The sequence below is a fragment of the Streptomyces sp. NPDC002623 genome (assembly GCF_053592635.1).
Map to the genome: position 1 here is coordinate 51,629 of NZ_JBSFWB010000038.1, position 21,588 is coordinate 73,216.

The 21,588-nt window shown below is 70.3% G+C and carries 14 protein-coding genes and 3 pseudogenes; 7 read left to right on the forward strand and 10 right to left on the reverse strand.

Annotated elements, in window-relative coordinates:
- Positions 1-21 precede the first annotated feature (21 nt).
- The 4 genes from ACWD4O_RS40835 to ACWD4O_RS40850 all read right to left on the reverse strand — a co-directional run bounded on the left by ACWD4O_RS40835 (position 22) and on the right by ACWD4O_RS40850 (position 5,652).
- Positions 22-1,587 carry a cutinase family protein gene (locus tag ACWD4O_RS40835; RefSeq protein WP_451288105.1) on the reverse strand — a complete coding sequence of 522 codons (1,566 nt, stop codon included), beginning with the start codon at positions 1,585-1,587 and terminating at the stop codon, positions 22-24.
- A gap of 705 nt (positions 1,588-2,292) precedes the next feature.
- A complete protein-coding gene (locus ACWD4O_RS40840; protein WP_451288106.1) occupies positions 2,293-2,937 on the reverse strand; it encodes a response regulator in 645 nt (214 codons plus the stop codon).
- 4 nt (positions 2,938-2,941) lie between these two features.
- Positions 2,942-4,327, reverse strand: coding sequence for a sensor histidine kinase (locus ACWD4O_RS40845; protein ID WP_451288107.1), 1,386 nt, complete (start codon positions 4,325-4,327; stop codon positions 2,942-2,944).
- 83 nt (positions 4,328-4,410) lie between these two features.
- Positions 4,411-5,652, reverse strand: a complete 1,242-nt coding sequence (locus tag ACWD4O_RS40850) for a hypothetical protein (RefSeq protein WP_451288108.1) — start codon at positions 5,650-5,652, stop codon at positions 4,411-4,413.
- A 638-nt stretch (positions 5,653-6,290) separates the two neighbouring features.
- Between ACWD4O_RS40850 and ACWD4O_RS40855 the strand changes: the two are divergent.
- The 3 genes and pseudogenes from ACWD4O_RS40855 to ACWD4O_RS40865 all read left to right on the forward strand — a co-directional run.
- A pseudogene (locus tag ACWD4O_RS40855) lies at positions 6,291-6,614 on the forward strand (DUF3117 domain-containing protein); the annotation flags it as partial.
- A 39-nt stretch (positions 6,615-6,653) separates the two neighbouring features.
- On the forward strand, positions 6,654-6,830 hold the full coding sequence (locus ACWD4O_RS40860; protein WP_451288122.1) for a DUF3117 domain-containing protein: 177 nt from the start codon (positions 6,654-6,656) through the stop codon (positions 6,828-6,830).
- A gap of 64 nt (positions 6,831-6,894) precedes the next feature.
- Positions 6,895-7,200: pseudogene (locus tag ACWD4O_RS40865) on the forward strand (flavodoxin family protein); the annotation flags it as partial.
- 22 nt (positions 7,201-7,222) lie between these two features.
- Here the strand turns inward: ACWD4O_RS40865 and ACWD4O_RS40870 are convergent.
- Together ACWD4O_RS40870 and ACWD4O_RS40875 are read right to left on the reverse strand one after the other, a co-directional pair.
- On the reverse strand, positions 7,223-7,618 hold the full coding sequence (locus tag ACWD4O_RS40870) for a hypothetical protein (protein ID WP_451288109.1): 396 nt from the start codon (positions 7,616-7,618) through the stop codon (positions 7,223-7,225).
- A 516-nt stretch (positions 7,619-8,134) separates the two neighbouring features.
- A pseudogene (locus ACWD4O_RS40875) lies at positions 8,135-8,959 on the reverse strand (UDP-N-acetylglucosamine--N-acetylmuramyl-(pentapeptide) pyrophosphoryl-undecaprenol N-acetylglucosamine transferase); the annotation flags it as partial.
- A gap of 765 nt (positions 8,960-9,724) precedes the next feature.
- Here ACWD4O_RS40875 and ACWD4O_RS40880 point away from each other — a divergent pair.
- Complete coding sequence (locus ACWD4O_RS40880) at positions 9,725-10,183, forward strand: hypothetical protein (RefSeq protein WP_451288110.1); 459 nt, start codon at positions 9,725-9,727, stop codon at positions 10,181-10,183.
- 188 nt (positions 10,184-10,371) lie between these two features.
- On the opposite strand, the gene ACWD4O_RS40885 is transcribed toward ACWD4O_RS40880, so the two are convergent.
- Positions 10,372-11,295 carry a TIGR04222 domain-containing membrane protein gene (locus ACWD4O_RS40885; protein ID WP_451288111.1) on the reverse strand — a complete coding sequence of 308 codons (924 nt, stop codon included), beginning with the start codon at positions 11,293-11,295 and terminating at the stop codon, positions 10,372-10,374.
- 95 nt (positions 11,296-11,390) lie between these two features.
- Here ACWD4O_RS40885 and ACWD4O_RS40890 point away from each other — a divergent pair, with 95 nt between their 5' ends.
- Positions 11,391-12,752 (forward strand): hypothetical protein, encoded by a 1,362-nt coding sequence (locus tag ACWD4O_RS40890; RefSeq protein WP_451288112.1) that lies wholly within the window; start codon positions 11,391-11,393, stop codon positions 12,750-12,752.
- Positions 12,753-13,150: 398 nt separating this feature from the next.
- Here the strand turns inward: ACWD4O_RS40890 and ACWD4O_RS40895 are convergent, their stop codons facing one another.
- From ACWD4O_RS40895 to lanKC, 3 genes are read right to left on the reverse strand one after another with little or no spacing between them, the layout of a single operon-like run.
- Entirely contained in the window at positions 13,151-14,392 is a 1,242-nt protein-coding gene (locus ACWD4O_RS40895; RefSeq protein WP_451288113.1) for an MFS transporter, read from the reverse strand.
- The gene (locus ACWD4O_RS40900; protein WP_451288114.1) at positions 14,385-14,945 is read right to left on the reverse strand and encodes a flavoprotein; all 561 of its coding nucleotides are present in this window, start codon (positions 14,943-14,945) and stop codon (positions 14,385-14,387) included. Before ACWD4O_RS40900 ends, ACWD4O_RS40895 begins: the two co-directional genes overlap by 8 nt.
- Positions 14,938-17,517, reverse strand: a complete 2,580-nt coding sequence (gene lanKC / locus ACWD4O_RS40905) for a class III lanthionine synthetase LanKC (protein WP_451288115.1) — start codon at positions 17,515-17,517, stop codon at positions 14,938-14,940. The genes ACWD4O_RS40900 and lanKC overlap by 8 nt, the downstream gene beginning before the upstream one ends.
- 590 nt (positions 17,518-18,107) lie before the next feature.
- Between lanKC and ACWD4O_RS40910 the strand changes: the two genes are divergently transcribed.
- Complete coding sequence (locus tag ACWD4O_RS40910) at positions 18,108-21,248, forward strand: type 2 lanthipeptide synthetase LanM family protein (RefSeq protein ID WP_451288116.1); 3,141 nt, start codon at positions 18,108-18,110, stop codon at positions 21,246-21,248.
- 51 nt (positions 21,249-21,299) lie between these two features.
- Entirely contained in the window at positions 21,300-21,515 is a 216-nt protein-coding gene (locus ACWD4O_RS40915) for a hypothetical protein (protein WP_451288117.1), read from the forward strand.
- Positions 21,516-21,588 lie beyond the last annotated feature (73 nt).

A 21,588-nucleotide genomic window follows, 5' to 3' on the forward strand; every position in this document is an offset into this window, starting at 1 on the left:
CCCCACTCGCAAGATCACGATCTACTGCTGGAGTACTACATCGCCGTTGTCGTTCAAGGCGAAGGTGATGACCTTGCCTTGGAACTGTGCTCCGCTCGGCGTGAAGACGAGTTCGTCCGTGTTTGGCTCCTTGATTTCCCCGGCGTATGTCGCCAGCACCTCGTCTCGTGTGCTGCCCCGATGGATTCCCGATGCGGTCGAGATCGACGAGGGTGAGAGGACAGAGATCGCGACGAGTCGGTCTTCGTGGCTGAAACGCAGCAGCAGACCCTCCGGCCCCCCTTCGATGGACAGGTCCTTACAGTCCGGGCCGCCTGGCCCTTCGGGGATGCGGGATCCGATCGACTGCTCTGCCTCACTGCGGGTCATGCCCATTCGTAGGGGGCCAATTCCGTTGACAGTGACGCGGTGTCTGCTCAGATCGGTCCGTTCGGGTTTCCTGGCATCGATCTCAGACTGCTTGACGAACCGGCTGCCATCCCAGCGCCAGGTGACGTGGCGGAGAATGGACGGGCCGGTGGCATGGCTGTCGCCGGGGCCGTAGAACTTGACGTCTGCAAGGAGGTGCCCCTCGCCGAACCTCACGGTGCCCGGTTGGTACTGCGGGGACAGTTCATCGGCCTGGAACGTTGGCGTGCGGCCGACCTCCCGACCGTCAATCGTTCGGTAGACACGCAGCTCTTGGAGCCTGAAGTTGCTCGGCTGGGGGCTGCAGGAGAACAGCACGGCCGTCACATCACCGAGGCGCGGCACGGTACCCCGGGCAATTCGCTGAGTCTGCACCTCCCAGCGGTCATAGGCGCCGATGCCGCTTCCTCGCGCGGTCCCCTTGCCGTTGCGTACCGTGACCGGCACTGCCTTGCCGACGATGTCGTCACAGGTGAGGCGGTAAGTGCGGTTATTCCAGTCAACGTTGACTCTGGAGGCCAGGAACTGCCCGCCCTGCGTAGTGGACCTACCGGAGTAGCAGTGAGTGTGGCCGGGGCACTTCGTCTCCTTCAGCGCATCCACCAGCCGGAGTGTCAGATCCAGGGTCCCGGCTCGGTAACCGGTGCCGCAGATCGGGTCACGGTGGTTGCACAGGCTCTGTACCCGATCAGGGAACGGAGGGTAGGGGGTACGCAGGCCGCGGCCGAGGATGACGGCCAGCCCCTGCCCCTTCCCGGGGTCGTTCCACTGTGGGTCACCGTACAGTTGCGCGGCGAGTACGAGGTGCCGGCGGCGAGAGTCGGTGAGCAGGAATCTGTCGACGACCCATGCCCCCAGGGAGTAGCCGACGAGCACGAACTTCGTGGACGAGCACTGTCTGACAGCCCGGTCCATAGCGCGCTGGACGGCCGAGACGCCTGCGTTCACATCCGGCTCAACCCCGGTCCGGTTCGTGGCCGTCTTGGCCAGGAATTCCTGCGTCGTCACCTTGGGAAAGAAGATGAGATCCCGAATTGATCGGGCCGTCTTCGCGGCGACCGCAGACTCGAACGTCTCCCAAGTCGCGTTGATGGGCAGGGAGCGCAGATCGCTCTCCTCATTCAAGCCGTGCAGGCCCAGGAAATGAACCGGACACGTAGTAGCTGCGGCAGCAGGCATGGGCGGCAGGCTCACGGAAAGCCCAGAAGGCACTACCAGCGCCGCGGCGAGGGCAACTCTCAAGCAGATACTCCGCGTCATGTCCGGTGGCTCCGTAGGTACGGTCGGCCCACCCCGAGCTGGACCCTCGGACCCTTCCAGGACATCACAGCGCTCAGCGCCGTGCATCTCACGGACCTGCACCGCCGGAGTCTGGTATCGCAGCGGAGACGCTACGGCTGTACGGTTTCGTGACGTCTCCAGTGGATTCATGTGACTGAGTGTCGGTGTGCAACTGAGGCCCTTCAATCTGCGGCGCGCAGACAGTGTGCCGAGCGTTGTCATGCCCTCAGGCGCAGCGTGGCGTACAGCCGCCCGTGCTCCGTTGCCGGGAGAAGGATCACCGGCCGGACCGGGCAACTGCTCTGCTCGCCAACTCTTGCTGTTCGTTTGGCGCCGGCGTCGCGGGCCTCGAAGAGGCGGTCCGCCCAGCGTGGCGGCAGGACCTGGGTGATATCCCGGATCCGGGCGTCGTCGGTTGTGCCTGGCGCGGCCCACGGCGCGCCGGGACACCCCGAGGGCCGTCCTCCATCCCGGTTGGTCCTCCGTCTCGGGTGGTAGCGCACCTCGATGCGTTTGTGGGCGTCTTGAAGGTCTGTCAGGCCCGGCATGCTGTCGCCGTGTATCTGGGCAGGGTCGGTGTGCGACTGTGCGGCCTGCCGGGCGTCAGGCGAGCAGCCCCGCCTCCTGCGCCAGCACCGCCGCCTGGACCCGGTTGGTGCAGTCGGTGCGGGTGAGGATGCTGCTGATGTGGGCCTTGACCGTGCCGGAGCTCAGGTGGAGCTGTGCGGCGATCTCGGCGTTGGAGAGGCCGGTGCCCAGCAGCCGGAGGACGTCCCGTTCAGCCGGTGTCAGGTCCGCGATCCGACGTGATGCGACGTCGCTGCCGTGGCCCAACCGGATCCGGAAGTCGACGAGTTGGCGGGTGACCTGCGGGGCGAGAACGGGTGCTCCGGCTGCGGCGCGGCGTACGGCGTCGATGAGGTCGCGGGGGCCGGTGTCCTTGAGGAGGTAGCCGTGGGCTCCGGCGCGCAGGGCGCTGGTGACGGTCGCTTCCTCGCCGAAGGCCGTCAGCATCACCGCTCGGGTGCGGGGCGAGTGCCGGGCGATCTCGGCGACGGCGGTGATGCCGTCCCCGGGCATACGGATGTCGAGGAGGGCGACGTCGACGAGGTGAGCGCGGCAGGCTTCGACGGCCTCACGGGCGTTCTGTGCCTCGGCCACGATGCGGACCTCGTCGTCGTTCTCCAGGATCAGGCGGATCCCGGCGCGCATCAGCGCCTCGTCGTCGGCGATCAGGACTCGGATCATCGGTTCAGTGTAGAACCGCCATGATCAGCAGGGCGATGGTGCCGCCGATCGTCGGCAGCAACACCAGCAGAGCCGCGCAGCCGCCTCCCAGGAGGCGGGGCCACGTGAGGACCTCCGTGGACAGCGGGGGCCGGGAGCCCGCCCCGCCGGACACCGACCCGGGCGAAGTCGCGTACACGGGCGGCGCGTCGGGCCGGACGGGTATACGGGCGGAGAGGACGAAGCCGCCCTCCGGGCGCGGTCCGGCATGGAGGGCGCCCCCGAGCAGGCTGATCCTCTCCTGGAGGCCGACGAGTCCACTGCGGTTCCCGGCCCCGGGCGAACAGGGCACCGGCGGGGCGTCGTTGACGACGGCGACCACCACCGTGTCCCCTTCCTCCCGGAACGTCACACGGACCGGCGCGCCGGACGCGTGCTTCAGCGCGTTGGTGAGGCCTTCGCGGGTCACACGGTGGACGGCCTGCCGGGTGCGGGCGTCCGCGTCCGTCGGCCCGGTCGCGTTCCAGTGCAGTTCGGCGTCGGCCCCCGCGTTCCGGGAGTCCGCGACCAGAGCCGAGAGATCTTCGCGGGTCCCCCGCTCACCGCTGTCCTCGCCGGACTGGTGACGGAGGACGCCGAGGATGCCGCGCAGCTCGTCCATGGCCGTTCCGGCGGTGGTGTGCAGAAGTTCGGCCTGGGAGGCCAGCGGGGGCGCCTGTCGTTCGGCGGCGAGCTGGAGGGCTCCGGCGTGCACCGAGATGAGGCCGATGCGGTGGCCGAGCACATCGTGCATCTCGGCGGCGATGCGCGCCCGTTCCTCCATGCGGGCCGCCTCCTCGGTGAGGAAGCGGGTCTGTTCGAGGTAGGCGTTGCGTTCCCGCAGCAGCCCCGTCAGCGGGCGGCGACGCCCCATCACCATGCCGGACAGCGCGGGCAGCAGGATGAACAGCGCAGCCACGCCGACGCCTGCGACCAGGTACGGCATCGTCGGGAGTCCGCTGAGGGATTGGGCGGCGATCGACATGAGCACGGCGCCGGCACTGCTCGCCCCGATCACTCCCCAGGCGCGCCGTACGGGGGTGATGCGGCGTACGGCGGACCACACGACGCACGGCACCACCACCATCGCCCACACGTTGTTCCCGGCGATCACCGGCACGCAGCCCAGCACCGTGAGGGCCGGGTACATCCGCCGCGCGGGCACGAGCAGTGCCGCCCACACCCCCAGGAGGGCCACCGCCACCGGGTGGGCCGGCGGAATCAGCGGAACCGGCGCCAGCGAGCACAGCAGGACCAGGCCGGCGAGCACGGACTCGGTCACGACCGCCCGACGGGGCGCAGCGCGCACCGCCTCCCGGATCGCGGCGACCTCGCGGCGCGCCCGGCTGCACGGTCGCACTGCCGGACTCATGTTTCCTCCCTGTGGGCGCCGTTCTCAACGGCTGCTCTCGTCGTACGCGTTGGCGGACCACTGCGGATGCGGATGCGGATGCGTCAGGACGCCTGTGCAGCTCCGCCCGGGACCCGGAGCTCCGGCTCCGCCCGCAGCCCGGCGACGTCCGCCCCGCTCTCGGTCAGCACACGCTCGATCTCCGCCGCGGACTCCGCGTCCGTCCCCTTGTCCAGCAGCGCGGCCAGCAGGTGGGTCGTGCCGACCGTGGGCGAGCCCTGAGCGGAGGCGGTGAACTGGGTGACGTGCAAGAGTCGCTGTTCGAAGTCGGCGTGGCCGCGGACCTCCCGGGGCTCCTCCTCCACGACCCCGGTGGCGGGAAGCAGCACTCGGGTGACAGCATCCTGCCGTACGCCGTGCCGGCGCAGGAGTGCGGCCCCCTGGTTCGCTCCCGTCAGCTTCTCGGGCAGCTCACGCCCCGCGACGGTCAACGACCGGTCCAGCGCCAGGATACCCAGCAGCACATCAACGGGTTCCATCTCCGACGCCCCGCGCCGCACCGCCCCCCGTGGCGCCTGCGTGCGCACCGCACCCACGACTGCGGAACCGAACCCGGCGCCGCCCCCGAATATCCAGGCGGTGAACTTCCGGGTCAGCGGATTACCGCTCTTCCCGAACGTCCCCGCCTTGCGCAGGATCAACACCGAGCCGGGCTCCGGTACTTCGTCGCTCCCCCGCAACGCGTCGATCGCCATCGAGGCAGCCGGGACGTCCATCTTCTCCAGCACCATGGCCTCGCGGGCACGGGTATCGGGCAGCCCGACCAGTGCGCGCGCCACATGCCGGACGCGCACGGAAACGGTGCCCTCCTCCCGGGCGGCCTCCAGCGCCTTGCGCAGACAGGTCCGCAACGCGCCGGTCATCGGCGGAAGTTCAAGGCTTCCCTGCCCCTGACCCCGACCGAGCCCCTGCTCCTCCTTCTCCTTCCGATTCTTTGAGCGCAGCCGCTTGGCCTCCTCCAGCCGGACCTCCCGCCAGAAGGCGTCGATCTCCCGCTCGTCGTCCGGGCTTCCCGCAGTGCCGTCACCCGCGTCCTCACTGACCCACACGGATGTCCCCCGGCACCCGATCGAACCGGCGAGCGAGCCGGCGGCCCTCATCCCGGATGCGATCGCGGAACCCGCGGCCGAGTCACCCGACACGAGCGCATACAGCACGCTTTCCGTACCGACGTCCTCGCGTTCCTGCTTGTCCACCGCGCGCATCGTCTCCAGCAAGAGCTTGACGACGTCCCTCTCGAACTCGGTGGTCACGCCAGCCTCGCGGTCGGACGTTCGCTGGTCCATCGGGCTGTCTTCCTCTCCGTGGTGTTACCTGCCGAGAAGGACGCTAGCCCGCGTTCTCCGGCTCCGCGTCGGCCGACCGGCCATGCTTCCGGTCCGATCGGCCAGGTTCCTCCGTCCGGGCGGACGACGGCCTTACGGGCCCAACGCGGCACCTCTCGCGGACACTTCACGTCCGACAACGGTGCGCCAGCGCCACAGGAGAATGACACCGGGGCGCTGCGCCCCTGAGCGGCTCACCTCTTGCGACATGAGGCGACGTCGGCGGCCACACGGCCGGGACGCGGCATCCAAGGGGTTCGGCCTTGCCGAGCCCGGCTGTTGTTCAGCGCGGGCTCGGGGTGGCGGCGAGGCGGTAGACACCTCACGAAGCCAAGCCGTCAAGCCGCCCTGCGGCGAGCTGCTGGGCCTGGCCGCCGGGCCGGCTCACACGGCCGTCCGGTCGACACCCGGTTCGGGGAGGGGGACGATGGACGGAGCGGCGCCGTTCCGATCAGTCCGGCGCCACAGCAGCGTCACAGCCGTACACCCGTTGTGGCGCTGTCTGTAGCTGGAGGGACCATCCCCGGAGCGCTGGCGCGGCGACTTGCCCCCGTGTTTTCCGCGGCGCCCTCCACTCATCACGAGGGAGGACACCCATCATGGCCCGGCGCATCCGACGCATTGCAGTCATCTCGCTCGTCGCCTCATCGTTCGTTCTGGGGGCCACGGTCGCCCTAACGCCCGCCGCCACCGCGACACCCGCTCTGGGGACGTACACCGTCAAGACCGAGACACTGCCCGTCAACGACGGTGAATCCACACTGCCGCTGAGCGTCAAGGCCAGCATCAGGCCGCGGACGGGCGACGGCCCCCTCGAGGTCACCGAGGAGCGGCGGGGCGTCGTCATGCGCGTACCGCTCGAAGGGGGCGGTCGACTCGTAGTCGAACTGACCCCGGACGAAGCCGGTGCCCTCGCCGACGCACTCAAGAACGTCGTCAACGACGGCGAATCCACTCAAGCACTGAGCCTCAGGGCCAGCATCAGGCCGCGGACGGGCGACGGCCCCCTCGAGGTCACTGAGGAGGGACGAGGCGTCGTCATGCGCGTACCGCTCGAAGGCGGCGGCCGGCTCGTAGTCCAACTCACCCCGGACGAGGCCGATGCCCTCGCCGACGCACTCAGGAACGCGGTCGGCTGATGTCGTTGGTCAGTGAGACTGAGAAGTAAGCGTCAGAAGGCCGGTCGATGGTCGAGATAGCGCAGGCCGCCCGTCCTCAGTTGCCCAGCGTGTACCGGAACGCCTGGACTCCCTGATCAGCGAAACGGACGACGAGGAACGCCCGGTCGCCAGTGAGATCAGTGGAGCCCTCGGCGACATCGGCTTCACGATCCCCGGCCAGGCCTGGACATACTCGCATCTCGGCCCCGGCCCCGGCCCCGGCCCGGACTGTCTCGACGACAGCCGCGGCCACGGCTGGGCCGCCTCCACAGGCCGGGCGATGGCCTCCAACCTCGTCCACGTCGCACGCGCCCTCAACGCGATGCCCCTGCCCGCTCCCCCGTCCTGAACCCGGAAGGCGAGACGTCCGATCAGGCAGAGGCGAAAACCTCCTCGGGGGCTTCGTCGAGGACGAATCCGTTGTCGAGCCGGACGCGGACCGTGACGCGGAGCATCGCTCGCTGGTAGGCGGCCCACTGCTCTTCCAAGGCCCCCACCTGCTCCTCCAGGCGCTTTCTGCTCTCCGGCGGCATCTGGTGCCCGAAGTCGTCGAGGAGCGACTTGAGGCGCAGGTACTCACGGACCTCGTGGCTCTGCTGCCGGTGATGCTCGTCCACACGCTCGACAGTGCCCTCGATACCTGCTGCCAGAGCCACAGAGGCGGCGAAGGCACCCGTCTCCTCCGGGGGCTCCTCGGCTGGGGCCACCGACCCGGCCAACCGGAGGTCCGCCGCCAGCCGCACCCGTTGGCCCACGTTCAGCGTCATCGATCCTTCGTCTTCCTCATCGGTGCGATCCGGTAGACGTGGCGCGCCGCCAGACGTACCGGAGAGGACAGGATCATCCCACCCTCGCCTCCGGTCCCGACACGATCGAAGCTCCTCGTCGACCAACGCCCGCACACCGCGCGACGGGCAAACAGGAGGCGAGACGGTCTGCCGAACCTGGCGAGAGCGGCTTGGGGAACTTCGAAGGAGGCTGGACGTTACAGGTGTCCGTGCGCCGATCCGCCGAGCGCGACGAGGACGCCGTGGCCGCTCCGGCTCCGCGCCCCGCGACGCTTCCAGCCTTCCGGCCACGTAGCAGCGGCGCTGAGCGGTGTCCACGCAGACATCCAGCGTCCACCACTTGCGGCACTCGCTCTGGCACACCGCGTCGGCACCGGGCTGGAGGTCCGCTCGGCCGGGCTGATCGGGAGGTGGGAGGGCGAACCCGCCCACGAGGCGATGGTCAAAGCCGCCGGCCGGCTCGGCGGGACGGCGCTACACCTCGGCTCACTGCGCTCAGCCGGACGCGGCGTCCAGGATCTCGTCGACAAGCCGGTCGGCCGCGTCCGGACGGCCGTATGCACGGGCCCGCTCCGCCATGGCCTGCCGCAGGTGGGCATCGGCCAGGAGCGGGCCCAACGCCTCCCGCACCCGGGCCCCTGTCACCTCGCCTTCAAGCGCGACCGCGGCCCCGGCCTCTTGTAGATGGCGCGCGTTGTGAGCCTGCTCGTTGCCCGCCGCCGACGCCAGCGGCACGAACACCGCCGGCTTGCCCAGCGCCGTCAGCTCCGCCAGCGTCTCCGCGCCGCTGCGCGAGATCACCACATCGGCCAGTGCGAGCACGTCCGGCAACTCCGCACCGACGTACCCGGCCAGGTAGTACCGGCCGGCCAGTTCGCCGGGCAGCGCGGCCGCCCGCGCCTTCAGGGCCTCCTCATGAGCCGGGCCGCACTGGTGGACCACGTTCGCCTGTTGCAGCAGCCACGGCAGCACCCCGCCCACCAGCTCGTTGATCTGCTGCGAGCCCTGAGCACCGCCCGTCACATACACCGTGGGCAGCTGCCGGGCGAAGCCCCGCAGCCCCAACGCCTCGACCGCCTTGGCCGCGTGTCCGGACAAGACCTGCGGACGCACCGGGTTGCCTGTCACCACAGCGATCTGCCGTGCCGACTCCGACAGCAATGCCAGCGTCGACTCCGAGGACACACAGATCCGGGCAGCCGCCGACGCCAGCTTCCGGTTCGCGAGCCCGAGGCGCACCGTCTGCTCGTGCAGCACCAGCGGCCGGCGGCACATCCGCGCCGCCAGCCCGGCGGGCACCGCAACATAGCCGCGGCTGGCCCAGGTGCCGGACCCACGCGATCCGCACGGCGTCCGATCCGCGCGGAGTGCGGCACGCTGGCTGTCGTCGTCACGCTGACCGCGTGCGCAGTGCTGCCGGGGCGACCTCGCTGCTGACGGTCGGCGAGTGGATCGCGGGCGCGCCACCGCGGGTGCTTGCTGGAGCGACTCGGGGTGCGGCCTGATCCGGTGCTGCCACGGCGGCTGGTCTCGGGCTCGTCCTGGCCCAGCTCGACGTCGGCGAGAAGACCGGAGAGACCACCCGCTTCCAGCCGCTGCTGGACACCGTCGCCGACCTGGCCGGAACCGTGGTCACCCACCACCGTCTACGCGGTCACCCAGCCTGACCGCCGAGCAAGCCAGTCCCGCCCGGCTCGCGAAGCTCATCCGCGACCGCTGGAAGATCGAGGGTCCTGCACCACGTCCGCGACGCCACCTTCGCCGAGGACGCCTCCCAGCTACGGACCGGCAACGCACCCCGCACCCCGCGCCATGGCGACCTGGCGCAACCTTGCCGTCGGCGCCCTGCGAATGAACGGCGTGAAGAACATCGCTTCCGGCCTCCCCCGCAACGCGCGCCACGCCCGCCGGCCCCTCGCACTCCTCGGCCTCGCGTGATCACAAAACGGACGCCGCCCGTCGACTACGCCGAAGCCCTACAGAAGAGCCGCACCCCTCCCCAACCAGTTGCACAGCACTGGAACTTGCAACCATGCTGGTCAATCCCGGCGGGGCTCGCGGGATAATAACTCCCATGGAGAGCCTGTGAGTTACTCGATGTTCATCTTCCGCGCCAACGCTGCGTACGCCCACGACGTGCAGCAGGACGCCTTCATGGCGCTCGCCGCGATGTACGTCGAGGCCAGTCCGGTCTACCGGGAGGTCGCGTGGCTGCGGGACTGGCAGGCTTTCTGGGTCGAGGCAGCGGGAAACCAGGGGAACGGCTGCAGCGATCTCGATCCTCAGAAGTATCTGACCGATGACGATCGCATTGGGCTGTTCCGGGAGTTCCTCAGCGACTACAGGTCCTGGGTGAGCGCCACCGCCGCATCCCTGAAGTTGATCACCGGGTACGACGCGGACAAACTCGTCGACTTCACCGAGACGATGGAAGCCGTGATCACCGGCGACAGGACCAACCCCAGAGTCATTCCGAGTAACGCTGTGCCTTTCCAGAACTGGATGAACGAACCCTTCGCGGGCCCTTCGCAGCCTCTTCCCTGACAGAACGCACCGCACGTGACCCAGTCGAAGAGTCCGTCAGACGACGTCATCCAGGCGCTGCATGCCGCGAAGTACGCTTCTTCGTCGTCGAAGCCGGACAGAAGTGGCTGTCTGTCCTTGTGCTCGGCCAGAACGCGCCATCGTTGCTCCCCGTCAGAAACGACCGGTAGGCGAGGGGAGGGGCGCCTTCACGCGTTGAAGTTGGTCCGGTTGCGCTGCTGTTCCTCGGCGGCCTTGTTCCGCCGGCGTTCGTCGGTGCCTTCGTCGACCGCGGCGGAGAAACCGGGCGTGTGTGCGGCGAAGTGGTTGTACGCCTCCGGGCCGAAGACGGCGTAGGCGGCCGCCGCCTCACCCGGAGCGTACGGCTCGGTCCGCTTTGCCGGGTCCAGATGCGCGTGACGCGCCCGCGCCTGACGGACAGCCTGATCGCCGCGCTCCGTCAGCACCGGCAACCGCAACTCCTCGGGCCTCCCGTCGTCCGCCATGGTGAGTACCCAGGCGACCACGACCATCGCCATCGCCGTCAACCCCGCCACCAGTGCGTACCGCCAGTGCAGGAACAGGAACACCACCAGCGCGGCAAGAGGCAGGCTCAGTGCGGCGACCGTCCAGCACCACACGGGGCGAGGCGCCTTGAAGTCGATGAACACTCCTTTGCCGCGTAAGTAACCCTCTGCGAGCAGGTTTTGGGCGATCGGGTGCGTGACGCCGTGCGGGGCCACGGAAGCGGGGTTCCGGTAGGACGCGAGGGACCAGATCTGCCGCTCCGTGTCCGACGCGTCGCGCGCGAGCTTTCTCCGACGGCGGGCCGAGTGCTGCAGAGTCGGCTTCCCGTCGTACGTCGTGCCCGGCTCCAGAACTCCCCGTGCCACCATGTCGATGATCACCGTCCAGAACGCGCGATGGGTTCCGCCGTCCCCCTGGACGAGGACGGCGACGCCGGTGATCCCCAACCGGAGGTCGTCGTCCGGTACGGCGTCGACGGGGTCCGGTTTCGCGGCCTCGTAGCGGGCCAGGGCCTTCGCGTGGACCCTGTCGTCGAGCGCAATGGCTCCTGCCACGAGGGCCGCATAGCCCAGGACGTAACCGGCCCACGCGAACCAAGCGATCATCGCCACAGTGTCAAGGACATGACCCGGCAGCGGCAAGCGACAGGCACCCGTACAGAAGGATTCGGCGTCCGGTGCAACTCGGCTAGCGTGGGCGGATGGTGCATCTCAAGCAGCCGCAGCTGTCCGGGCTCGGACGGAACCCGGCTGCCCCGACGGGTGTCCTGGTGCGCCTGGCCGCGCACGATGCGGGTCGTCACGGGCTGTTGATGCGCAAGGGGCAGTTGCCGGACGCGGTCGCCGAAGCCCTGCTGACCCACGGCGGCAGCGATTCGGCGGCGCACTTGCACGGGCGCCGGGTCTCCCCGGCGATGCGCAGCCGGATCGCCGGACATCCCGACCCCGCGATCCGCGACGCGCGCGCAGACCTCGTTCGCACCATGGTGGAGTGCGGGTCCGGGCTGGGCGTCGAGTCCCTGGTCGAGGCATACGGCCGGCCGCCGGCGGAACTCGCAGCCGGCTCCGACCCCAGGGTGCGCGCGGCGATCGCGCAGGACTGGCACGATCGGCCCGCCTCCGTGCAGTCGGCGCTGCTCACCGATGCGGATCCCGAGGTGCGGGCCGCAGCAGCGCGAGCCGAGCACCCGGGCGTCCCGCCCGAACTCCGCGAGCGCTGCCTCGCCGATCCCGCCGTCCGGTCCAACCTCGCGCGCCGTCTCCCACTGACACCCGCGCAGTTCGAGCGGCTGCTGGCGTCCGGAGACAAGTCGGTGCTGCGCGCTGTGGCCGGCAACCCGTGCCTGACCGCCGACATGGTGGCCCGCATAGAGGACAGCGAGGACCCATACGTACGCGTCGCGGTGGCCTACGGTCGCCACGTCCCACCCGAGACCCGGGACCGCCTGCTCTCGCTGGTCAAGGCCGAGGTCGCGACCGGCAGCATCGACGCCAAGGTCGCCCTCCACTGGTCGTTCCACCAGCCCGCCTGGCTGCGGGAAGCGCCGCTCGCCGAGCGGCTGACCTACCTGGACTGCCCGCACGCGGTTTTCCGGCGAACCCTGGCAGAGAGCACGGACCTTCCCGACGAGGCATGGCAGCGACTGGACGAGGACCCCGACGTATCCGTCCGCTACGCCGCCGCCCTCCGATCTGACGTTCCGCCAGAGACCTTGCTGCGGCTGGTCCGGGCCCACGGTGATCCCTCCCCCTTCCGGCCCCTGCTGGTGGAACACCCCAACTTCCCGCGCCCGGAACTGCGCGGCTTGGCGGACGAGCCGGACCCGAGGGTGCGCCTCCTCGCCCTTCAGGACCCCGGGCTGCCCGTCGCGGAGCTGCGCCGGTTGGGGGACAGCGAGGAATCGGCCCTGCGCGCGGGAGTCGCCAGGCATCCCAACGTCAGCGCGGACCTCCTGGAACGACTGCTGACCGACCCGGAGCCCAAGGTCGCCGACCATGCTGCGGCCAACCCCGTGCTGCCACGAGCGTGGATGGACCGCATCGTCGCCCAGGCCGGCCCCTGAACGATCCGCACCTCGGGGTGTTCCCGCCGCCAGGACGCGAAGGTGCGCGCGGTGCGGTCCGCCAAGACGCCGACGGGGCACCGGGGTTCAGACCGGCGAGGATCGTCGCGCCGGTCCGGCCGCGGCGCACGGAGGTCGAGCCGCAGATCGCGCGGGGCGAACACGTCCAGCTCGACATCGGCCACCTGGTCGGCCAGGAGGAGGGGCCCGAAGACGTCCCAGCTTGCCGCGGCGGCTCGCCGATGGGCTCGGGCTGACGAGCGCAGCGAGCGCACCGAGGTGGGGGAACCCGCGCCTCACACCCTCGACCGACTCCGACCCACCGCCTGCGAACAGGACCACACCAGCCAGATCTTGCGGATATCCCAACGGAGTCGTCCACCGCGGGGAGGAGGGGATCAACGCTCTGTGTTCTCCACAGCGGGTGGGACGGTCAGGACGGGCGTCCCGCGCTGGAACTGCGGAACCATGGTGATCACCAGCACCGCGACGAGCACTCCCGCATGGGCCGTCATCGCGAGGCTTGGCGATCCCCTCTCGACGAACCAGCCGGTCGCCAACGCGGCGAACGGGTACAGCGATCCGCCGATGAGGAACAGCGAACTCTGCGCGCGTCCCATCAGCTCATCCGGGATGAGCGCGTACAGCCGCGCATTCTTCGGCACCACGATGATGGGTGCGAGAAACGCGATCCCGGCCGTGCAGACGGTCATCACCACCGGGCCGGGCGAGAGCGCGCCGGCCACGCCCAGAGCCACGATGAGCGCTGTCGCGGCCCGGATCAGACGGTCTTCGTTCGCGGCGTGGAAACGTGGCGCGCATACGGCGCCGACCAGTCCCGCGGCTGCCATGACCGTCAGGGATACGCCCAGACTCAGTCCCCCGTCCTGCCCTCCCACGACCAGGATCAGGACGAAGCCGATTCCGGCGGTCGCGAAGTTCATCAGCGCGGACCAGCCGATCATGAGCAGGAGGTAGCGAGACCGGGCGACGAACCGCAGGCCGACCGCGATGTCGGCCCGTACGGAGGACGACATCCGGCCGCCCCCGCCCAGCCGCCCCCGCACCGACAGCACCAGGCTCATTCCCACGGCGTACGACAGGGCGTCCAAGGCGAAGGGTACGGCCGGGTGCAGTCGGTAGAGGGCGGCGCCGAGCAGCGGGCCGACCAACTGCACCGCGTTGCCCTGGGCGTGTCCCAGGGCGAGCGCCGAGGGACGCTGCTCCTCGGGGACGAGCTGCGGCAGGGCGGCGGTCGCGGCCAGGTTGGCCACAGCGGTGAGCATCCCCTCCGCCGACATCAGCCCGACGATCAGCCAGAGCGCCCCGGCCGGCCGTGTCATCGCCACCACGCCGACACCGGCCAACGCCGCCGCCCGCCCCGCGTCCGCCACCATCAGGACCGAGCGGCGGTCGAACCGGTCGGCCGCCACACCCGCCGGCAGTTGCGCCGCGTAGAACACCAGCAGGCGGGCGGTTGCCACCAGGCCGGCGGACGTGGGCGATCCCGTACGGTCGAGGACGAACAGCGGTAGTGCCAGGCTGGTGAGCTGCGAGCCGAGCGCGGACAGTGTGGATCCGATCCACAGGAGCCGGAAGTCGGCGAGCCGTAGGAGGGCGGCCCAGCCGCGATCAGCCATGACGCTCCTTACGCTCCTCCCACCACGTGGTGATCACCTCCACGGCGGGATCCGGCCCGGGCATCACCAGGGTGGAGACGATCTTCCGCTGCCAGATCTCGTAGGCCTCACCGGGCGACGGGTCCACAACCGTGTGCCCCTCGGCGCGGAGCGCAACGATATGACTGCGTACCGAGGAGCGGGACCACATGGTGCGGTTCATGCTGGGGAAGAACAGGACCGGTGGCTCCGCGACCAGCAGCGCCGTCTGGGCCGGGGTTCCGGCCAGTCCAAGAGCGGTGCAGGCCAGAGTGTTGGCGCTTGCCGGCAACACCGTGATCCCCCGTGAACTCGATGCGAACTCGGTGGGATTGAAGCCGCCGGTCGCGGTCGTCACGCATTCGTCGGCGTACCAGCCCACTACCTCAGGCCGTACGAAGCGCTCAGCGGCGGCCGTCAGCAGCACCCGTAGCGGGGTGTGCGGCAGACTGCGCCGAAGTCTGGAGAGGTAGCCGGGCAGCGCTACGGCCGCGCTCGATCCGCAGACGATCACTCCCAGCGCGTCGTCAGGCATCGGGGCCTCCTGGCAGTAACTGGTCCAGCGTGTAGTTGAAGTCCGGGCCGCCGCGGTTCACCCGGTCGAGCACCAGCGCGATCCCGGCGCTTCCGGTGGCGAAGTCCGTACTGAATCGCACGAACCCCTCGCCCGCGTAGGCGATGCCCTCCGGCTGCTCGCCGGCCAGACTCGCGATGGCCGCGCCCGTGCTTGCCGCCAGGGCCCGCGCCTCCGGCAGCCCCAGCAGATGTGCGCAGTCCAGCCCGAAGTTGGCCAGGCCGGCCATGCCGTTGAACAGCCCGGGGCTGACGGTGAGCCCGCCGGCTCGCGACCGCAGCAGTCGGTCCAGCACGGACCGCAGCCGCTCCTCACTCGTCACCAGGCAGTACCGGACGAGTGCCGTACCGACTCCGGAGGCGCCGCGCGACCAGTACGGTGTGGCCGCTCCGCCGCCGACGCGCTGCGGAAAGGACAGCATGCCCGCGTCGTGGTCGATCGCCTGGGCCAGGTCGTGGGCCAGTGCTCGTCGGCCGATCCGCAGGAACGACTCTTCGCCGGTGGCGCAATGCAGGTACAGCAGAAACAGCGCGACCCCCGAGGAGCCGTAGTCGTGGCCGACGGGCTGCCTGCCGCCACGCGGGTCGGGCCAGTAGAGGCCTTTCCCGGTGTCGTGGGCATCGGCGAGCAGGGACCGGCCGATCCGCTCCGCCTCCGTCAGCAGGGTGGTGTCGCCGGTCGCGTCCCACACCGCCAGAGCGGCCATGCCGATGCCCGCGCGGCCGGCCGCGATGTCGGCTGCCTTCGGCAGGTCCTGCGCGTTCGACCGGATGACCCCGCCCATGATCTCCTGGGCACGGTCGGGCTGCCCGGCATCGCACAGGGTCCAGGCCACGCCTGACCGGCCGACGTACAGACCCGTCGGCGTCCGCTCCAGCGTGTCCAGCAGACGGTGCGTCCACTCCTGTGCGGCTTCCGGGATCCTTCCGGTGATCCGATGCAGGGCTCGCAGCACACCGGCCGCTCCGTAGGCGACCGACCACGGGTTGGTGGCGAAGACCCTGGGGTCGGCGGGAAAGAGCCGGTCGTCACGGTCAGGGCTCATCACCGCCTCGATGAAGCGGACGCAGCCGCGGGCCACCGCGCCGAGGTCGGACAGGTCTGTGCGCGGAGGGTCGGCCGCGAGGCCCAGCCGGGCCAGCAGGTCGTCGACCGGCTTGCCGAGAAGCGAGGCGACATGGCGGGTTGAGCGGGCGAGTGCCCCGGGGTCGAGGTCACGCAGCGTGTTCCGGGGCATGGTCATGGCGAGTTCCACGCAGTCGACACCGAACAGGTCGAAGGCCCGGCCGTCTTCGGTGACGGCATCCCGCGGCGGGGCGAATCCGGCGGTGTACGGGTATATGCCCTGCGGACCGTCCACCGGGCGTACCGACTCGAAGTCGATCAGCCGTACCTGACGCGTGGCGGGGTCCACCTTGATGTTGGTGATGGACAGGTCTCCGTACGTGAAACCCATCTCATGACAGGTCGTCACCGCATGGCGCACCCCGGCCACCACGTCCGCCATGACGTCCCGGTACTCCTCGATCGCCTCCGGACGGCGGTCGTTGCGGGTCAACGGGTGCTGGGAGCCGATGAAACTGATGAGTGCCAGGCTGTCGATGTACTCCTCGGCGAGGAAGAGGTGCTCCCACTCCTCGAAGAGCTCGATCGGCTCGGGTGCGACGCCGGTGCCCTTGAGCCTGGTCAGCGCGTCGAACTCGCGGCGCAGGCGGCCCTGCGCATCCGAGCCGTCCTCGGCGAAACCGGTGTGCGGGCGCGCCTCCTTGAGAACCACCGGAAGGCCGTCGCTGATCCGCTCCGCCAGATAGCTGCCGCCGGTGCCCGCGTAGTGCAAAGGGCTCAGTACCCGGTACTCCCGGATCTGGGCGCCCGTCTGCCCACTGCCGGCGTCATCGTCCTCGTACAGCTCCGGTATCCATGGTGGCCGCCGGTAGACCGGAACCCGCTCGTCCTCCCACGTCAGGCCGTCCGGCCCGGACACGAGGGGGACGCGTACGCCGTCGACGTCCCGCGGCCCCAGCGCCTTGAACTCCCCGTATCGGTAGTACAGCGAGCTCTGCCCGTACCGTTTGTCGGTCAGCACGTAGGGGCCGCGGATTCCGGCGGTCACCGGAGCCAGGCGGCCCAGCAGCTCGCGGCACTCCTGTGCGGAGCGCGGGTAGACGGCGATGACCTTGCCGATCTGGCCGGGGGCCCACCAGCGGGCCGTGCTCATCCTCACGAAGCGGGTGGAGCGCAGGCACTTGAAGGCGAACGGGCCACGGGTGAACTCCTCGCAGACCGCCCGCAGCGCGGTCTGCGCGTCCGCGGGGACCGCCGACAGATGGATCTTCCACCCGTGGTCGGGCAGCGGGCCCGCCCCGGGCGGCAGCACCCGGGCCCAGATGCCTTCCCGTTCGACCGCGTACGCGTCGGGCAGCCGGGTACTCATCTCGTCGGCCAGATCGTCGTCGGTGACGGTGCGGCCCACCGACTCGTAGAAGCGCCGGTCGGCCAGACCCGCGGCAAAGTACTCGTTGAACCTGCGCATTGCTCTCCATCCGGTGCGTCATGAGTCGGGCCCGGGCCGGTGGAGGAAACCTCCGGCCCGGGCCCCGGTCGATGGATCAGCAGTGGTCGCTGACGGCGCTGGTCTGGCCGCAGCTGACCGCCTCGGTGCCGAACAGGCCGCGCTCGGTGTCGTCCGCGACGACCAGGTTCACGAGGGCCAGGACGTTCTGCATGGTGGTCCACCTTTCATCGGAGCCGGCGGGAGTGCCGACGACGAGAAGACTGCCGAGTGGCGGACGGTCGCGCCTGGGGGGCGGCACCCCAGAATTCCGGGCGGCCCGCGGTCCGGACCGGGGGCAGGACCCGCACCCGGCAGCGACGGCGCGGTTCAGGGGATGCGTCCCGGGCATTCCGGTCCGGCATCGGGGCAGTTGTGGCGGCGGACAGCCGGCACAGCGGCATGCGGCGCGGGCTTCCCACCGCACTTCCGGACCGTGCTTCCGGGCCGGTCCGGCCCAGCACGGCATGATCCCGACGCGTGCCGGCCCGGCGCCGAGGTGCGGCCACGGCAAGAATATGGGGGCAGATCCCCCATATACGCGCCGGGCGCACCCTGGAAGTCTGCGGTGGGTGGAAACCGAGCGAGGGGCCGAGGACAACACGGTGAAGTCCGCAGGCCCACCAGGAGGCTCCTGGTGGGCACGCGGACTTCACCTCGCGGAACGGCTGGATCAGGAAGAGGGCCCGGCGCGCCCTGCCGACGGCCGGACGCGAGCGCGGGCCCAGCAGCGCCTACACCGCTGGGCCGCCCAGCGTGACGTGTGGGCCGACGACTTGAGCGAGCACGGAGCCGGTTGCGATGAACACGGGGTCACCGAGGAGGACTTGATCGCCCTGCTCGCCGAGAGCGCGTCGGACCTGGCAGCCCGCACCACCCGCCCGGCCTGGGCGGACTGGGCAGAGCAGGCGCTTGCCGACGCACCCGAGTACGCGCCGACGGTACCCGGCGGACCGGAGTGGGACTCCGCGCTCGGAGTGATCTGCGCGCCTTTCGCCGCGCCCGCCGGCGAGCACCTCGCCCGGGCTGTCGATTCGAGCGGTCTTCCCGCCGACACCGCCATGCTTCGGAAGGCGTTCGTCGACCGGCTGACCAAACGACTCGTCGCCATCGCCGCCCACTGTCTTGTCGTCGAGCTCAACACGGCCCGGGAACAGGGCAGGCTGGCCGGCGACGAACCGCAGGACCGGTTCGTTTCGTTCGTCCGGCAGACGGCTCAGAAACAGGGCATGGCGGGCCTGCTGGCCCGCTATCCGGTCCTGGCCCGGTTACTCGCGCAGGCCGGCCGATACGCGCTGGACGCGGAGATCGAGCTGATCGGCCGCCTTGTCCGCGACCGTGCGGACATCGCCCGCGTCCTGCTGCGCGGCCCGGACCCCGGCCCGCTGCTGGAAGTGTCCCCGCGGGGCGACACCCACCGCCGGGGCCGCACCGTCGCGGTGCTGCGTTTCGCCGACGGAAGCCGCGTCGTGTACAAGCCTCGCCCCGTCGCCGTGCACCAGCACTTCACGCAGCTGTTGGAGTGGCTCAACATCCGCGTTCCCGGGCTCGGTCTGCGCACGCCGCGCGTACTGGACCGCTCCGCATACGGTTGGGCCGAGTACATCGAGAACGCGCCCTGCCGCACCACAGCGCAGGTTGATCAGTTCTACCGGCGCCTCGGCGCGCTGATGGCGGTGCTGCACGCACTGGATGCCACCGACATGCACTGCGAGAACCTCATAGCCTGCGCCGACCAGCCTGTCCTGGTCGACCTTGAGACACTCTTCCACCCGGCGGCCGGGGCGTCGGCTGACGACGACGGTGACCCGGCCCAGCGCGCTCTGGACAGATCGGTCCTGCGTATCGCGCTGTTGCCGACTCTCGTCTTCGGACAGAACGGCGGGTGGGACGTCTCCGCTCTCAGCGGCGGCCAGGCGGGAGCCCTTCCGCTGGAGACCCCCGGCTGGGCCGCGCCCGGCACGGACGAAATGCACCTCGTCCACCGTCCGGCCCACTACGTCGGAACCGACAACCGGCCCAGGCTGGGGGTTGTCGAGGTCGACCCCGCTTACTTCTCCGACGCGCTGCTCGACGGTTTCCGCACCGGGTACGAAACGATCACGGGCCACCGTGAGGAGTTCACGGCACCCGGCGGTCCCGTGCACGCGTTCGCGTCGGACGAGGTCAGGATGGTCGTACGACCCACCCGCCTGTACACGACGATGCTGGACGAGCTCACACACCCCGACGTCCTCGGCGACGCGCTCGACCGGGACCGTGAATTCGGCATCCTGCGGGCACTTCCGGTGCAGGCGGATGTCGGCCTGCGCATCGTCCCCCAGGAACTGGCCGATCTGTGGGCCGGTGACATTCCCCTGTTCACGCATCGCCCGTCCGGCCGGGATGTGGTGGCCGGCTCCGGCCGGGTCCTGACCGGGGCGCTCGCCACCCCAGCCCTGGAGCAGGTGCTCGCCAAGATCGACGCGATGGGGACAGTGGACCTCTACGATCAGGAATGGATCACCCGCGCGGCGCTGGCGACCAGCGTCCGGCCGGTCGGCCGCCCGGCGGCAAGGCCCGGTCCCGTGCCGCACGCACCCCACCCGGCACCAGTAGCGGCACCCGAGCAGTACCTCGCAGCGGCCCGGAGCATCGCGGATCAGATCCTCGCCGGAGCCTTCCACGACGAACAGCGGATCAATTGGCTCGGCCTCCATCTGGTGGAGAACCGGCACTGGGCGGTGCTGCCGCTCGGAGCCGGACTCTCAGGCGGGTACACGGGCGTCGCGCTGTTCCTGGCCCAGCTGGGCCGACTCACCTCGGTCCCGCGGTACGCCGAGGCCGCCCGTCGCGCCATCGCACCGGTGCCGCGCCTGCTGAGCGAACTCTCCGAGCGGCCCGAGCATGTGTCCCTGGTGGGCTGCGGAGCCTTCAGCGGCCTGGGCGGACTCGCATACGCGCTGACCCACCTCGCCCATCTTCTGCGGGACGACGAGGTGTCGGCATGGATCGAACCCACCGTGGCCCTGGCGACCGAGGCGGCGCAGCGCGCAACTGATCCGACGGTGGCCGGAGGCCTGGCCGGGTGCCTGGCCGCGATGCTTGCGGTGCACCGGCACACCGGCCTGCCCGGCGCTGCGAAGGCAGCGGCGCTCTGCGCCGAGCGCCTGCTGGCGGCCGATCCACCGCAGCTCCGCGCGGGCTTCGGCGAAGGGCTCCACGGCATCGGATGGGCCCTGGCACGATATGCGGATGCCGAGGGCGGGAGCATGCGCTACTACGACGCCGCCGCGGCTCTCCTGGCGCAGCCGGCCGACCACGGCGACCATTCCTGGGGCAGCGGGCTGACCGGTGTGGGGTTCGCCTTGGCCGACTCCCGGGGCGCCGTCCCCAGCGGAGCTCGACCGGACCTCGACCGCGCGGTGCGTGCCGCGGCCCGGGGCGGGATGCTGCCCGCCCACAGCCTCGGCTGCGGCGAGCTGGGCAGGCTGGAACTGCTGACCCTCGCGTCCGGCTCAGGCATCGACGCCGCGCTGGAGAGCCTGCCGCACCGCGCGGCCGCGTTCCTGGCCGACCTCAGGCGCAATGGACCCAGGTGTGCCGTACCGGCCGGCGCGGATTCGCCCGACTTCATGAACGGCTTGTCCGGCATCGGACACGGCCTCCTCAGACTGGCCGCCGCCGGACGGGTTCCGTCCGTCTTGGCGTTGCGGCCACCGCAAAACAGTTGACCGACGATGTGTCCGCATCCCGCGAACACATCCATCACCACAGGGGGAACCTTGAACAACGATGACCGCACACCGGCCGACGCGGAGCCGGACGACATCGTGGCCCACGACGGGAGCGTCCCGCAGTACCCGGCCGGAGCGCTCGGCAGCCGGCTCAGGAGCGTGGTGGGATGGCGGCCGGTCATGGTCGCCGGAATGGCGCTCGGAATGGCGCTCGGAATGGTGATAAACATTGTTCCCGTTACCGACACGATGTCCATCGGCTGACAGCCCTGTCCGGTCGGCCGCCCGCCTCGGGCAGCTTCAGGTCCGGCAGCCCGAAGTGGTCGGGGTTGGGCGC